12 protein-coding genes are annotated in these 13,716 nt (G+C 62.0%); 9 read left to right on the plus strand and 3 right to left on the minus strand.

The annotated features are described in order from the left end of the window. Nucleotides 1-55: 55 nt before the first annotated feature. The 9 genes from RL_RS26245 (at nt 56) to glpK (ending at nt 10,118) form a co-directional block, all read left to right on the plus strand. The gene (locus RL_RS26245) at nt 56-829 is read left to right on the plus strand and encodes a DeoR/GlpR family DNA-binding transcription regulator (RefSeq protein WP_011649606.1); all 774 of its coding nucleotides are present in this window, start codon (nt 56-58) and stop codon (nt 827-829) included. Between the two features lie 119 nt (nt 830-948). Further along, complete coding sequence (glpD, locus tag RL_RS26250; RefSeq protein WP_028743339.1) at nt 949-2,463, plus strand: glycerol-3-phosphate dehydrogenase; 1,515 nt, start codon at nt 949-951, stop codon at nt 2,461-2,463. Between the two features lie 41 nt (nt 2,464-2,504). Then, complete coding sequence (locus tag RL_RS26255) at nt 2,505-3,581, plus strand: ABC transporter ATP-binding protein (RefSeq protein ID WP_011649608.1); 1,077 nt, start codon at nt 2,505-2,507, stop codon at nt 3,579-3,581. A gap of 9 nt (nt 3,582-3,590) precedes the next feature. After that, nucleotides 3,591-4,661, plus strand: coding sequence for an ABC transporter ATP-binding protein (locus tag RL_RS26260; RefSeq protein ID WP_011649609.1), 1,071 nt, complete (start codon nt 3,591-3,593; stop codon nt 4,659-4,661). Between the two features lie 3 nt (nt 4,662-4,664). After that, the gene (locus RL_RS26265; RefSeq protein ID WP_011649610.1) at nt 4,665-5,531 is read left to right on the plus strand and encodes a carbohydrate ABC transporter permease; all 867 of its coding nucleotides are present in this window, start codon (nt 4,665-4,667) and stop codon (nt 5,529-5,531) included. A 15-nt stretch (nt 5,532-5,546) separates the two neighbouring features. Beyond that, nucleotides 5,547-6,368 carry a carbohydrate ABC transporter permease gene (locus tag RL_RS26270; protein ID WP_011649611.1) on the plus strand — a complete coding sequence of 274 codons (822 nt, stop codon included), beginning with the start codon at nt 5,547-5,549 and terminating at the stop codon, nt 6,366-6,368. 13 nt (nt 6,369-6,381) lie between these two features. Then, nucleotides 6,382-6,663: a DUF2160 domain-containing protein gene (locus RL_RS26275; protein WP_003549529.1), complete on the plus strand. Its 282-nt coding sequence runs from the start codon at nt 6,382-6,384 to the stop codon at nt 6,661-6,663. A gap of 77 nt (nt 6,664-6,740) precedes the next feature. Beyond that, the gene (locus tag RL_RS26280) at nt 6,741-8,465 is read left to right on the plus strand and encodes an ABC transporter substrate-binding protein (RefSeq protein ID WP_011649612.1); all 1,725 of its coding nucleotides are present in this window, start codon (nt 6,741-6,743) and stop codon (nt 8,463-8,465) included. A 150-nt stretch (nt 8,466-8,615) separates the two neighbouring features. Then, a complete protein-coding gene (gene glpK, locus RL_RS26285; protein ID WP_011649613.1) occupies nt 8,616-10,118 on the plus strand; it encodes a glycerol kinase GlpK in 1,503 nt (500 codons plus the stop codon). Between the two features lie 28 nt (nt 10,119-10,146). Here the strand turns inward: glpK and RL_RS26290 are convergent, their stop codons facing one another. Genes RL_RS26290 through RL_RS26300 form a run of 3 tightly spaced genes read right to left on the minus strand, consistent with a single transcriptional unit; the run spans nt 10,147 to nt 13,710 of the window. After that, nucleotides 10,147-11,148 (minus strand): ABC transporter permease, encoded by a 1,002-nt coding sequence (locus RL_RS26290; protein WP_011649614.1) that lies wholly within the window; start codon nt 11,146-11,148, stop codon nt 10,147-10,149. A 2-nt stretch (nt 11,149-11,150) separates the two neighbouring features. Continuing rightward, on the minus strand, nt 11,151-12,170 hold the full coding sequence (locus RL_RS26295; protein ID WP_011649615.1) for an ABC transporter permease: 1,020 nt from the start codon (nt 12,168-12,170) through the stop codon (nt 11,151-11,153). Continuing rightward, nucleotides 12,160-13,710 (minus strand): sugar ABC transporter ATP-binding protein, encoded by a 1,551-nt coding sequence (locus tag RL_RS26300; RefSeq protein ID WP_011649616.1) that lies wholly within the window; start codon nt 13,708-13,710, stop codon nt 12,160-12,162. Before RL_RS26300 ends, RL_RS26295 begins: the two co-directional genes overlap by 11 nt. Between the last annotated feature and the right edge of the window lie 6 nt (nt 13,711-13,716).

Genomic DNA, 13,716 nt, shown 5'->3' on the forward strand with positions numbered 1-13,716 from the left:
ATTGCGCCGCCGTTCGCTTTCTTTAAAACGAAAGCAGATCGAAAGGCGCACGCTCATGTTCTTGACCGACCGGCAAACTGAAATCGTGGCGATTGCGAAATCGAGCGGCAGGGTGCTGGTCGAGGAGCTCGCCTCCCGCTTTTCGGTGACGCCGCAGACGATCCGCAAGGACCTGAACGATCTCTGCGATGCGCAGGTGCTGACGCGCATCCATGGCGGCGCCACATTCCCGAGCGGGACGGAGAACGTCAAATACGAAGCGCGCCGCCAGATCGCCGCTTCCGAGAAACAGGCGATCGGCATTGCCGCGGTCGAGCTGATCCCGAGCGGTGCCTCGCTTTTCATCAATATCGGAACGACGACCGAGGCGGTGGGCGAGGCGCTTGCCGACCATCACGAGCTGATGGTGATCACCAACAATATCAACGTTGCCAATAGGTTGCGACTTTTCCCGGCAATCGAGGTGGTCATTGCCGGCGGGGTCGTGCGTGGTTCGGACGGCGGGATCGTCGGCGAGGCGGCCGTCGATTTCATCCGCCAGTTCAAGGTCGATTACGCCGTGATCGGCGCGTCGGCGATCGATACCGACGGCGCGCTTCTCGACTATGATTTTCGCGAAGTGAAGGTCGCCCAGGCCATCATCGCCAATGCCAGACATGTCATTCTCGTTGCCGATTCGACGAAATTCGAACGCACCGCACCGGTCAGGATCGGCCAGCTTACCCAAGTTCATACCTTCATCACCGATCATTGTCCGGTGCCGTCGATCCGCAATCTCTGCCTCGAAAACAATGTGAAATTAATCGAAACCAACGGCAGATCTCGCTAGACATCGATCCTCACAAACATTCGTTTGACATTCGTATTCCTTTCGTTTTAACTGGTGTTACTTTCGCAATTGCGCAAGTTTTGTGCGATGCGAAATCGACGGCGGGCTCGGAGGGGGAATTGGGCCGAAATATTCACGACATATTCGTCATCGGTGGCGGGATCAACGGCTGCGGCATTGCGCGCGATGCTGTCGGGCGCGGTTATTCGGTGGCGCTGGCGGAAATGAAAGATTTCGCCTCGGGTACCTCGTCGGGCGCCACCAAGCTGATCCATGGCGGCCTGCGTTATCTCGAGCATTACGAGTTCCGCCTGGTGCGTGAATCGCTGATGGAGCGCGAGATCCTCTGGGCGATGGCGCCGCACATCATCTGGCCGCTGCGTTTCGTACTGCCCTACCACAAAGGCGGCATCCGCCCGGCCTGGCTGATCCGGCTTGGCCTCTTCCTTTACGATCATCTCGGCGGTCGCAAGCTGCTGCCGCCGACAGCCGTGCTCGACATGCGCCGCGATCCGGCCGGCAAGCCGCTGAAGGCGCTGTTTTCCAAGGCCTTCGAATATTCCGACGGCTGGGTCGACGATGCCCGTATGGTGGTGCTGAACGCCCGCGATGCCGCCGACAAGGGCGCGCTGATCATGCCGCGCACCAAGGTGGTGTCGGCAAGGCGCGAGAATGGCCTGTGGCATATTGAGACCACCGATACCGTCACCGGTCGCAATGACAGCCATCAGGCCCGCATGCTGGTCAATGCCGCCGGTCCTTGGGTCGACCATGTCATCCGTTCCGCCTTCGGCCAGAACGAAGCCCATCATGTCCGCCTCGTCCAAGGCAGCCATATCGTCGTGAAGAAGAAATTCGACGATGCGAGAGCCTATTTCTTCCAGAATCCCGACAACCGCATCATCTTCGCCATCCCCTACGAGGGCGACTTCACCCTGATCGGCACCACCGACCGCGACTACACCGCCGATCCCCGGGATGTCCGGATCTCCGAGGAGGAGACCGTCTATCTTTGCAATGCGGCGTCTGAATATTTCAAGGAGCCGGTCAGGCCGGAGGATATCGTCTGGACCTATTCGGCGGTCAGGCCGCTTTATGACGACGGCGCCTCAAAGGCGCAGGAGGCGACGCGCGACTATGTGCTGAAGCTGGAAGGTGAAGGTGACGCCGCGCCGCTGCTCAACGTTTTCGGGGGCAAGCTCACCACCTATCGCCGGCTTTCCGAACATGCGCTGGAGAAGATCGGTGCTGCGATCGGCGCCAAGGGTGCCCCGTGGACGGCCAAAAGCCATCTGCCGGGCGGCGATTTCCCGGTCCGCGGTTACGAGGCACAGGTTGACAAGCTGAGGCGGCGTTATTCGTTCCTCGCCGATCCGCTTGCCCGCCGCCTGGTGCGCCGCTACGGCACCAAGGCGGAGCTGTTGCTTGGCAATGCCAGCGGCATCGACGATCTCGGACGGCTGTTCGGCGGCGATCTCTACGAGGCAGAGGTCACCTATCTCGTCGAACATGAATGGGCCCGGCACGCCGAAGACGTGCTGTGGAGGAGAACAAAGGATGGTCTGCGCCTTTCGAAGGAGCAGGCCCAGTCACTGGAGGAGTACATGGCTGCCATGCCGGCGATGGCCGGGTAGGAGCCATGTGGTCCCCGCTGCGTGGAGGCACGGGAATCGGAATGCTGGAACTGCGAAACGCCGCCAAGATGGTGGGCGCGGACTATCATATCTATCCGACCGATCTGGTTCTCGAGCGGGGCACGCTGAATGTTCTGCTCGGGCCGACGCTCGCGGGTAAAACGTCGCTGATGCGGCTGATGGCGGGGCTTGACCGTCCCACAGGCGGCTCCATCCATTTCGACGGCACTGACGTCACCGGCATGCCGGTACAGAAGCGCAACGTCGCCATGGTCTACCAGCAGTTCATCAACTATCCGGCGCTGACCGTCTACAACAACATCGCCTCGCCGATGCGCATATCGGGCAAGGATGCTGCCACGATCGACCGTGAGGTGCGCAAGGCGGCCGAGCTTCTGAAGCTCACGCCCTATCTCGACCGCACCCCGCTCAATCTGTCCGGCGGCCAGCAGCAGCGCACGGCGCTCGCGCGCGCACTCGTCAAGAATGCCAGCCTCGTGCTGATGGACGAGCCGCTCGCCAATCTCGATTACAAGCTGCGCGAGGAACTGCGCGAGGAACTGCCGAAGATCTTTGCCCAATCCGGCGCGATCTTCGTCTATGCGACGACCGAGCCTTCCGAGGCGCTCCTGCTTGGCGGCAACACGGCAACGCTGAACCAGGGCCGGGTGACCCAGTTCGGGCCGACGATCGAGGTTTATCGCCGACCCGTAAATCTCGCCACCGCCGGCATTTTCGCCGATCCGCCGCTGAACACCCTCGACGTCACGAAGTCAGGCAACGTGTTCACGCGTCCGAGCGGGGTCACGATTCCGGTTCCCTCGCATCTGGCCGTCGTGCCGGATGGTCCCGTCACTATCGCCTTTCACCCGCATCATCTCGGCCTTGCGCCGCAGACCGGCGATGCGGCCCGCCTGCAGGCGCGCACGCTGGTTTCCGAGATCACCGGCTCCGAGAGCTTCGTTCACCTGGAATATGACGGTGTACGTTGGGTGATGCTGGCGCATGGCATTCACGACATCGATCCCGACATGGAGGTCGAAGCTTTTCTCGACACCCGCCACCTGATGGCCTTCGGCAGCGACGGCCGCGCCATCGCTGCGGCCGGAAAGGTATAGGAGAGCACAATGGCACGCATCACGCTCGACCATATCCGCCACGCCTACGGCGCCAATCCGAAGTCCGACAAGGATTATTCGCTGAAGGAAGTCGACCACGAATGGAACGATGGCGGCGCCTATGCGCTGCTCGGCCCCTCCGGCTGCGGCAAGACCACGCTGCTCAACATCATCTCGGGCCTGCTGCAGCCCTCGCATGGCCGCATCCTGTTCGACGGCAAGGATGTCACGAACCTTTCGACGCAGAGCCGCAACATCGCACAGGTGTTCCAGTTTCCCGTGATCTACGACACGATGACCGTCTACGACAATCTCGCCTTTCCCTTGCGCAACCGCGGTGTGGCCGAGGCGGACGTCGACCGGCGTGTCCGCGACATCCTCGAAATGATCGACCTTGCCAGTTGGGCCAGGCGCAAGGCGCAGGGCCTGACCGCCGACCAGAAGCAGAAGATCTCGCTCGGCCGCGGCCTGGTGCGCAACGACGTCAACGCCATCCTGTTCGACGAGCCGCTGACCGTCATCGATCCGCATATGAAATGGGTGCTGCGCTCGCAGCTGAAGCGGCTGCACAAGCAGTTCGGCTTCACCATGGTCTATGTCACCCACGACCAGACCGAGGCGCTGACCTTCGCCGAAAAGGTCGTCGTCATGTATGACGGCCAGATCGTCCAGATCGGCACGCCGGCCGAGCTCTTCGAGCGGCCGAGCCATACTTTCGTCGGTTATTTCATCGGTTCGCCGGGTATGAATTTCATGCCGGCCAGGATCGAGGGCAGCACTGTTAAGGTCGGAGATGAGACCCTGACGCTGGAATACGCGCCGAAGACGTCAGGCACGGCCAAAACCGAACTCGGCATCCGTCCCGAATTCATTCGCCTCGGACGGGAGGGCATGCCGATCACGATCAGCAAGGTCGAGGATATCGGCCGGCAAAAGATCGTGCGCGCCCGCTTTGCCGATCAGCCGATCGCCATCGTCGTGCCTGAAGACGCCGACATTCCCGCGGACGCCCGTGTCACCTTCGATCCGTCCGCCATCAGCATCTACGCCGACAGTTGGCGTGTCGGCAGGGAGGCCTGAGCCATGCAGAAGACGTGGAATAACAAAGCCTGGTTTCTGGTCCTGCCGGTGCTGCTGCTCGTGGCGTTTTCGGCCGTCATCCCGCTGATGACCGTCGTCAACTATTCGGTGCAGGATACGTTCGGCAACAACGAGTTCTTCTGGGCCGGTACCGATTGGTTCGTCCAGACCCTGCATTCCGACCGCTTTTGGGAATCGCTGCAGCGCAATCTGCTGTTCTCCTTCATCATCCTGGCGCTGGAGATTCCGCTTGGCATCTTCATCGCGCTCAACATGCCGAAATCAGGACCGGGTGTTCCCGTCTGCCTGGTGCTGATGGCGCTGCCGCTGCTCATTCCGTGGAATGTCGTCGGCACCATCTGGCAGGTTTTCGGACGCGTCGATATCGGACTGCTCGGCCACACCCTCGAAGCGATCGGCCTCGACTACAATTATGTCCGCGATCCCATCGATGCCTGGGTGACCGTCATCGTCATGGACGTCTGGCATTGGACGAGCCTCGTCGTGCTGCTCTGCTATGCCGGCCTCGTCTCGATCCCCGACGCCTATTATCAGGCCGCCAAGATCGACGGTGCCTCGCGCTGGTCCGTCTTCCGCTACATCCAGCTGCCGAAGATGAAGCGGGTGCTGCTGATTGCCGTGCTGCTGCGCTTCATGGACAGTTTCATGATCTATACCGAGCCTTTCGTCGTCACCGGCGGCGGGCCTGGCAACTCGACGACCTTCCTCTCCATCGACCTCGTGAAGATGGCCGTCGGCCAGTTTGATCTTGGCCCGGCGGCGGCGATGTCGATCATCTACTTCCTCATCATCCTGCTGCTCTCATGGGTGTTCTACACCGTGATGACCAGCAGCGATGAGAACGGCTAAAAGGGAGGGCGAGATATGAGCAACAAATACAAACCTGCAGGCAGCCTTTCCTGGCTCGTTCCGACCATCTACATCATCTTCCTGATCCTGCCGATCTACTGGCTCATCAATATGAGCTTCAAGGAGAATTCCGAGATCACCGGCGCCTTCTCGCTCTGGCCGACGAACCCGACGCTGCGCAACTACACGGTCATCTTTACCGATCCGTCCTGGTACAACGGCTATATCAACTCGATCATCTACGTGGTGATGAACACGGTGATCTCGGTCGCGGCGGCGCTGCCGGCAGCCTACGCCTTCTCGCGCTACCGCTTCCTCGGCGACAAGCACCTGTTCTTCTGGTTGCTGACCAACCGCATGGCGCCGCCGGCGGTCTTCGCGCTGCCGTTCTTCCAGCTCTATTCGGCCTTCGGCCTGATCGACACGCATATCGCCGTGGCGCTTGCCCACTGCCTGTTCAACGTGCCGCTCGCCGTCTGGATCCTCGAAGGTTTCATGTCCGGTGTGCCGAAGGAGATCGACGAAACCGCCTATATCGACGGTTATTCCTTCCCGCGTTTCTTCATCAAGATCTTCATTCCGTTGATCGCCAGCGGCGTCGGTGTCGCGGGCTTCTTCTGCTTCATGTTTTCGTGGGTCGAGCTGCTGCTGGCCCGCACGCTGACGACGACGGCGGCAAAGCCGATCTCGGCGATCATGACGCGAACGGTCTCCGCCTCGGGCATGGACTGGGGCGTGCTGGCGGCTGCCGGCGTGCTCACCATCATTCCGGGCGCGCTCGTCATCTATTTCGTCCGCAACTACATCGCCAAGGGCTTCGCGCTCGGGCGCGTTTGAGGAGGAGACGGTCATGAATTTTTCCTGGATGGCCTGGACGCTGCCGACGACGCTGTTCTTCCTGACGATCCTGGCGCTTCTGATCGCCATGAGTGTCTGGGAATATTTTTCGCCGGGCGGCTCGCCGCGTACGGGCGTGCTGCGTTTCGAGACGACGCGCGGCGACCGGCTCTTCATTTCGCTGCTGGGCAGCGCTTTCATTCATCTTGCATGGCTTGGGCTCGGTGGGCCCAACCTGTGGTGGGCTCTTGCCATCTCCGTGGTCTACGCCATCGGCGTCTTCCGCTACGTGTGACGGCAAGGAGAAGACAGATGGCCGGGGGTACTGGCCGCCTGAGACGTAACTGCAATCGCAAACCCTGGGAGGATATTATGCGAAGGCACTTATTGACGACGACAGCAGGCTTGCTGCTGGCAATGACAGCATCGGCCTATGCCGGCATGGACGAGGCCAAGACGTTCCTCGACAAGGAAGTCGGCGATCTCTCGACGCTTCCACGCGCCGACCAGGAAAAGGAAATGCAGTGGTTCGTTGATGCTGCGAAGCCTTTCGCCGGCATGGACATCAAGGTCGTGTCCGAAACGATCACGACCCATGAATACGAATCGAAGGTGCTGGCGCCCGCCTTCACGGCGATCACCGGCATTAAAATCACTCACGACCTCATCGGCGAAGGCGACGTGGTCGAGAAGCTGCAGACGCAGATGCAGTCGGGCGAAAACATCTATGACGCCTATATCAACGATAGCGACCTGATCGGCACCCATTGGCGCTATCAGCAGGCCCGCTCGCTGACGGACTGGATGGCCAACGAAGGCAAGGATGTCACCAATCCCGGCCTCGACATCGACGACTTCATCGGCAAGTCCTTCACCACGGCGCCTGACGGCAAGCTGTACCAGCTGCCTGACCAGCAGTTCGCGAACCTCTACTGGTTCCGTTACGACTGGTTCAATGACGAGAAGAACAAGGCGGACTTCAAGGCGAAGTACGGCTACGATCTCGGCGTGCCGGTCAACTGGTCGGCCTATGAGGATATTGCCGAGTTCTTCACCGGCCGCGAGATCGACGGCAAGAAGGTCTTCGGCCATATGGACTACGGCAAGAAGGACCCATCGCTCGGATGGCGCTTCACCGATGCCTGGCTGTCGATGGCCGGCAACGGCGACAAGGGCATTCCGAATGGCAAGCCCGTCGATGAATGGGGCATCAAGGTCGACGAGAACTCCCGTCCGGTCGGCTCGTGCGTCGCGCGCGGCGGCGATACCAACGGCCCTGCTGCGGTCTATTCCATCCAGAAATATCTGGACTGGATGAAGGCCTATGCACCGGCTGCCGCCCAAGGCATGACTTTCTCCGAATCCGGCCCGGTCCCGTCGCAGGGCGAAGTCGCCCAGCAGATGTTCACCTACACGGCCTTCACCGCCGACTTCGTCAAGGAAGGCCTGCCGGTCGTCAATGCGGACGGCACGCCGAAATGGCGTTTCGCACCGAGCCCGCATGGCGTCTACTGGAAGGACGGCATGAAGCTCGGCTATCAGGACGCCGGTTCGTGGACACTGATGAAGTCCACGCCTGACGACCGCGCCAAGGCGGCCTGGCTCTATGCCCAGTTCGTCACCTCGAAGACTGTCGACGTGAAGAAGAGCCACATGGGCCTGACCTTCATTCGCCAGTCGACGCTGGATCACAAGTCCTTCACCGATCGTGCGCCGAAACTCGGTGGTCTGATCGAATTCTATCGTTCGCCGGCCCGCCTGCAGTGGTCGCCGACCGGTACGAACGTTCCTGACTATCCGAAGCTCGCACAGCTTTGGTGGCAGGCGATTGGTGATGCCTCTTCCGGCGCCAAGACGGCGCAGGAAGCGATGGACTCGCTTTGCTCCGAACAGGAAAAGGTGCTGCAGCGCCTGGAACGCGCAAAGGTCCAGGGCGACATCGGCCCGAAACTCGCCGAGGAGCATGATCTCGCCTATTGGAACGCGGATGCGGTGAAGAACGGCAACCTTGCCCCGCAGCTGAAGATCGAGAACGAGAAGGACAAGCCGGTCACTGTCAACTACGACGAACTCGTCAAGAGCTGGCAGAAGAAGTAAGGCGGACCCGGCCGGAGGCGACGAGGCTTCCGGCCATCACTTCCTGCCACCGGCAGCAAGCCGGTGGCACCCACAATCTTTCTCTCATGAACCGTCCGCGTCCTGCTGTCCTCTGCAGGCGGAGCGGTTTCGTGCGAGCCGGAGACGGATATGAGCGGCTATATTCTTTCAATCGACCAGGGCACGACATCGTCGCGCGCCATCATCTTCGATGGCGACATGAAAATGGCCGGCTCGGCGCAGGCGGAGATCACCCAATATTATCCGCAGCCCGGATGGGTGGAGCACGACGCCGCCGAAATCTGGCGATCCGTCGTCGACACAGTGCGCAAGGCGATCGCTGACGCCGGTATTGACGCCGCCGATATCGCCGCGATCGGCATCACCAACCAGCGCGAGACGGCGGTCGTCTGGGATCGCGGGTCAGGAAAGCCGCTCCACCGCGCGATTGTCTGGCAGGACAGGCGCACGGCCGAAATGTGCGAGAGCCTGAAGGCCGATGGCTACGAGAAGCTGTTCAGCGCCAAGACCGGGCTGCTGCTCGACCCCTATTTCTCCGGAACGAAGCTGCGCTGGCTGCTCGATAATGTCGATGGCCTGCGTGAGAAGGCAGAGGCTGGCGATGTCTGCTTCGGCACGATCGACAGCTGGCTGATCTACAATCTGACTGATGGACGCGTGCATGCCACCGATGCGACCAATGCATCGAGAACGCTGCTCTACAATATCGACGAGGGTGCCTGGGACGAGGAGCTTCTCGGCATTCTTCGCATTCCGGCCGCCATGCTTCCTGAGGTCAGGGAATGTGCCGATGATTTCGGCCGCGTCGACAAGGCTCTGTTCGGTGCGGAGCTTCCGATCCTCGGGGTCGCCGGCGACCAGCAAGCGGCGGCGATGGGCAATGCCTGCTTCGAGCCCGGCATGATGAAATCCACCTATGGCACCGGCTGCTTTGCCCTGTTGAACACCGGTCGGGATCGTGTTTCCTCCTCCAACCGGATGCTGACGACGATCGCCTGCCGGCTCGACGGCGAGACGACCTATGCGCTCGAGGGCTCGATCTTCATCGCCGGTGCTGCCGTACAATGGCTGCGCGACGGCCTGGGCATCATCGGCCAGGCATCCGAGGCAGGAGTGCTTGCCGCCAAGGCCGATCCCGGACAGCAGGTCTATATCGTCCCAGCCTTCACCGGCCTCGGCGCGCCCTACTGGGATCCGGCGGCGCGCGGCGCGATCTTCGGTCTGACGCGAAACAGCGGCCCGGCGGAATTTGCCCGCGCCGTGCTTGAATCCGTCGCCTACCAGACGCTCGATCTGCTGGTGGCGATGAAGAAGGACTGGGGCGTCAACCAGCTGGAAACCGTGCTGCGCGTCGATGGCGGCATGGCGGCTTCGGATTGGACGATGCAGTGCCTGGCCGACATGACCGGAAACCCTGTCGACCGCTCGGCGATCCGCGAGACGACGGCGCTGGGCGCGGCCTGGCTTGCCGGCTCGAAAGCCGGCATTTGGCCCGGCAAGCGGGATTTTGCGAAAGCCTGGGCCTGTGACCGCCGCTTCAGCCCTTCGATGGATGAGACCGAGCGGCAGGGCAAGATCATCGGCTGGAAGAATGCTGTATCCAGAATGATTTCGGACGCCTCGGCGGGATAGAACCGCTTCCGAGGATACGCAACTTCTCTTAAGCCGCGCCGGCGGCCTTTCGGTTGATAAAGCTCAGGGCGAGCACGGCGAAGATCAGCGTTCCCGTGCCGACCTGCTGCCAATAGAAGTTCAGATCGGTCAGCAGCAGCCCATTGGCGACGATGCTGAGCAGCAGCGCGCCGAGAACGGTCCCGCCGACATTCGGCCGCCCAAGTGGGCTGAGTGTCGTGCCGATGAAGGTCGCGCCAATCGCATTCAGCAGGAAGGCATTGCCCGAGGAGGGTATGTAGGTGGTGACGGTTGCGGTCAGGATCAGGCCGGCGATTGCCGCGATCAACCCGACCAGGATGAATGTCACCGCGACATGGGCCGGCGCGGCGATGCCGGAATAGCGCACGACGCCCGGCTGGATGCCGATCGACAGGATGACGCGGCCGAAACGCGTGCGAGCAAAAGCAACGGCAGCGGCCGCTATGACGACGATGGCTGCGGCAAGCGGCACCGGGAAGCCGGCGATCGTGCCGTGGCCGAGGAAACGGAAGGCTTCCGGCACGCCGTTCGGCGGCAGATAGACCGGATTGCCGCCATTGGTCAGCAGCTGCTGAACGCTGCGGCCGATGAACAGCGTGCCGAGCGTGGCGAGGAACGGCGACACGCCGATCCCGGAAATCAAGAGCGCGTTGAAGGCGCCGACGATCGCTCCGGCGGCCAGTCCCGCGAGTGCGGCGACTGCCACTGGCTGTCCGGCGAGGACGAGCGAAACGAAGGCGAAGCTCGCAAAATCCATCGCCGTTCCCACCGAAAGATCGATGCCGCCCGATGCGACCGCGAAGGTCATGGCGACGGAGACGATGGCAAGCAGCGTGAAATTGTTGACCAGGATGCTCTGCAGGTTGGCAGGCGTCAGGAATGTCGGCTTTGCCACGGAAAAGGCGGCAAACACCGCAACCAGGGCGAGGATCAGCCCATAGCGCACCAGACCGCCGGCGATCAGACGCGGCAAGCCGATGGTGGCGGGAGTAGGGGTCTGGAGCGACATGATCAGGCCTCCTGCCGGCGCAGCAACGTGGTCGCGGAAACGACGATGAGAATGAGCACGCCCTGGACGCCGCTGACCAGCGTGCTCGAAATGTTCAGCAGCTGGAAGCCGTTGACCAGGAAGCCGACCAAAAGGGCCGAAAGCAGCGTCCCGGTGATCGTCGGAACCAGCCGGCGCGAAAAGACGGAGCCGAGCAGGGCCGTCACGACGACGGGCAACAGCATCTCGCCGGCGCCGGTCGTGCTGCCGCTCAGATAGGAAACCGACAGGATGCCAGCGATGCCGCCGGCGACGCCGCTGGCAACGAAGGCGCCGGCCAGCAGCCGGCGAAGCGGCAGACCGGCGGCACGCGCCGCATCCGGAAACTCACCGACGGCGTAGAGACGCAGGCCGAGCGGGGTATATTGCACGATCGCCGTGGTGATGGCCGTGAAGCCAAGGAGCACATAGGCGAGAACCGGTATGCCGAAAGCATCCGAGGCCGAAAGCGCCGACAGGAAAGGCGTCGAAGCCGGCAGGACGGTATTGCCGGTCAGCACCAATTCCAGGCCGGCGACGACGTTCATGACGGCCAGCGTGGCCAGCAGCGGCACGATGCCGGCATAGACGACGGCAATGGCATTGACCGTGCCGATCAGGGCGCCGGTGAGGATCGCCGCCGCGATCGCCGTCGCATCGCCGTAGCCGAGCTGTGTCAGGCTCGCATAGACGGCGGCGCTGAGGCCCATATTGGCCGCGAGCGACAGGTCGATGCCGCCGGTGACGACATTGGAGCCGCCGGCAATCAGCACGATCGTCAGCCCGATGGCAAGCACGCCGGAGATGGCCGATTGGCCAAGCACGTTGCCGATATTGCCGATGCTGAGGAAATAGGGTGCAGTCAGCGAGAAGATGATCAGGATGGCGGCGAAAGCGATCAGCGATCCGAAGCGCAACGCGGTCGCCGCAATATTGCCGGCCGGCCGGGGAGGCGGTTCAGCAGCGGAAAAACCGGAAGGCGCGAATTCCACTTCAGCCGACATGGCGATGTCCCTCGGATGATCCTGTCGATTGAGCGAGCACCGCATCCGCCGTGGTCTCCGACGAGATGAATTCCCGTGCCACGCGGCCGCGGAAGAGCACCAGGATGCGATCGGTGATGCCGATCAGTTCCGGCAGGTCCGAAGACAGCACGATGACGCCGGCGCCGCGCGACGCGAGTTCGCCGATCAGCGTATAGATCTCGACCTTGGAGCCGATATCGACTCCAACAGTCGGTTCGTCGAGGAGATAGACCTCGGAGCGGCGGCTCAGCCACTTGGCGATGGCGATCTTCTGCTGGTTGCCGCCCGAAAGCGTACGCAGCAGGGCATCGCGCCCATTGGTCTTCACCTGCAGCCGCGCTATCAGAGCGTCCACTTCTCTCTGTTCGCGTCTGCGATCGAGAAAGCCGAAACGGGTGAAGCGGCCAAGGCTCGACAGGCTGATATTTTCGGCGACGCTGAGGTCGAGCGCGACGCCGTGGCGACGCCGATCTTCCGGCACCAGGGCGATCTCGCGACCGGCTGCCTGAGCGGGATTGCTGAAACGGGCGGTCTTACCGCTGATCTCCATATGGCCAGAAGCCGGTGTCTCCAGACCGAAGAGAGTGCGGACCAACTCCTTTGCGCCGGAGCCGAGCAGGCCGGTGAGGCCGAGCACCTCGCCGCGGCGAAGCGTGAAACTGATGTCGCTATACTTCCCCGGCGCCGACAGCTGTTCGACCTTGAGGATTTCCTCGCCAGGCGTCACCTGCGGCTTCGGGAACATCTCCTTGATGTCGCGCTCGACCATCAGCCGCGCAATCGCCCCGGCCGAAGTCTCCCCGATCGGCAGGGAGGCGACGTCCAGCCCATTGCGCAGCACGGTAACGTGGTCGCAGAGCTCTTCGATTTCGTTCAGGTAGTGCGAGATATAGGTGATGGTGACGCCTTCGTCGCGCAGACGGCGGATCAACCGGAAGAGGATATCGGCCTCGCGGCGCACCAGTGCGGCCGTCGGCTCATCGAAGACGAGCACCTTCGGCTGATTGAGGAGCGCGCGGGTGATTTGCACGATCTGCTTTTCGGCCGTCGACAATTCGCTGATCAAGGCTGCGTTCGGCAACCGGATACCGAAATAGTCATTGAGAATGTCAGACGCACGGCGCTGCATAAGTCGCCGGTCGAGGAACGGTGTGCCCGCGATGCGTGGTTCCCGGCCAAGGAACAAGGCTTCGCCAACGGTGAAGGTCGGCACCAGTAGCCGATCCTGGTGAATGAAGTGGATACCGAGCTCTTCGGCAAGATGGGGTGTCAGCCTGTCGAATGTTTGCCCTTCGATCTCGATCCAGCCGCCATCCGGCTGGTGAAGACCGGCCAGCAGCTTGATCAGCGTCGACTTGCCGGCGCCGTTCTGGCCGACGAGACCGTGGATGGTGCCGCGCCTGACGATCAGCGACGCACCGGCAAGCGCCTGCGCACCGCCGAAATGCTTGACGATGCCTTCAAAGCGGATGATGTCGTCGCGTGCCGTCACCGGCTGCTTCAACGAAATGGCCGTCATGTCGAT

Source organism: Rhizobium johnstonii 3841 (assembly GCF_000009265.1).
GTDB classification, from domain to species: domain Bacteria; phylum Pseudomonadota; class Alphaproteobacteria; order Rhizobiales; family Rhizobiaceae; genus Rhizobium; species Rhizobium acaciae.

What these genes read in the sequence shown, in the direction of transcription:
- RL_RS26255 (WP_011649608.1), top strand. Translation starts at nt 2,505, where the DNA reads ATGCTGGAACTGCGAAACGCCGCCAAGATGGTGGGCGCGGACTATCAT.
- RL_RS26270 (WP_011649611.1), top strand. Translation starts at nt 5,547, where the DNA reads ATGAGCAACAAATACAAACCTGCAGGCAGCCTTTCCTGGCTCGTTCCG.
- RL_RS26290 (WP_011649614.1), bottom strand. Translation starts at nt 11,148, where the DNA reads ATGTCGCTCCAGACCCCTACTCCCGCCACCATCGGCTTGCCGCGTCTG.
- RL_RS26265 (WP_011649610.1), top strand. Translation starts at nt 4,665, where the DNA reads ATGCAGAAGACGTGGAATAACAAAGCCTGGTTTCTGGTCCTGCCGGTG.
- RL_RS26300 (WP_011649616.1), bottom strand. Translation starts at nt 13,710, where the DNA reads ATGACGGCCATTTCGTTGAAGCAGCCGGTGACGGCACGCGACGACATC.
- RL_RS26245 (WP_011649606.1), top strand. Translation starts at nt 56, where the DNA reads ATGTTCTTGACCGACCGGCAAACTGAAATCGTGGCGATTGCGAAATCG.
- RL_RS26295 (WP_011649615.1), bottom strand. Translation starts at nt 12,170, where the DNA reads ATGTCGGCTGAAGTGGAATTCGCGCCTTCCGGTTTTTCCGCTGCTGAA.
- RL_RS26275 (WP_003549529.1), top strand. Translation starts at nt 6,382, where the DNA reads ATGAATTTTTCCTGGATGGCCTGGACGCTGCCGACGACGCTGTTCTTC.
- RL_RS26280 (WP_011649612.1), top strand. Translation starts at nt 6,741, where the DNA reads ATGCGAAGGCACTTATTGACGACGACAGCAGGCTTGCTGCTGGCAATG.
- glpK (WP_011649613.1), top strand. Translation starts at nt 8,616, where the DNA reads ATGAGCGGCTATATTCTTTCAATCGACCAGGGCACGACATCGTCGCGC.
- RL_RS26260 (WP_011649609.1), top strand. Translation starts at nt 3,591, where the DNA reads ATGGCACGCATCACGCTCGACCATATCCGCCACGCCTACGGCGCCAAT.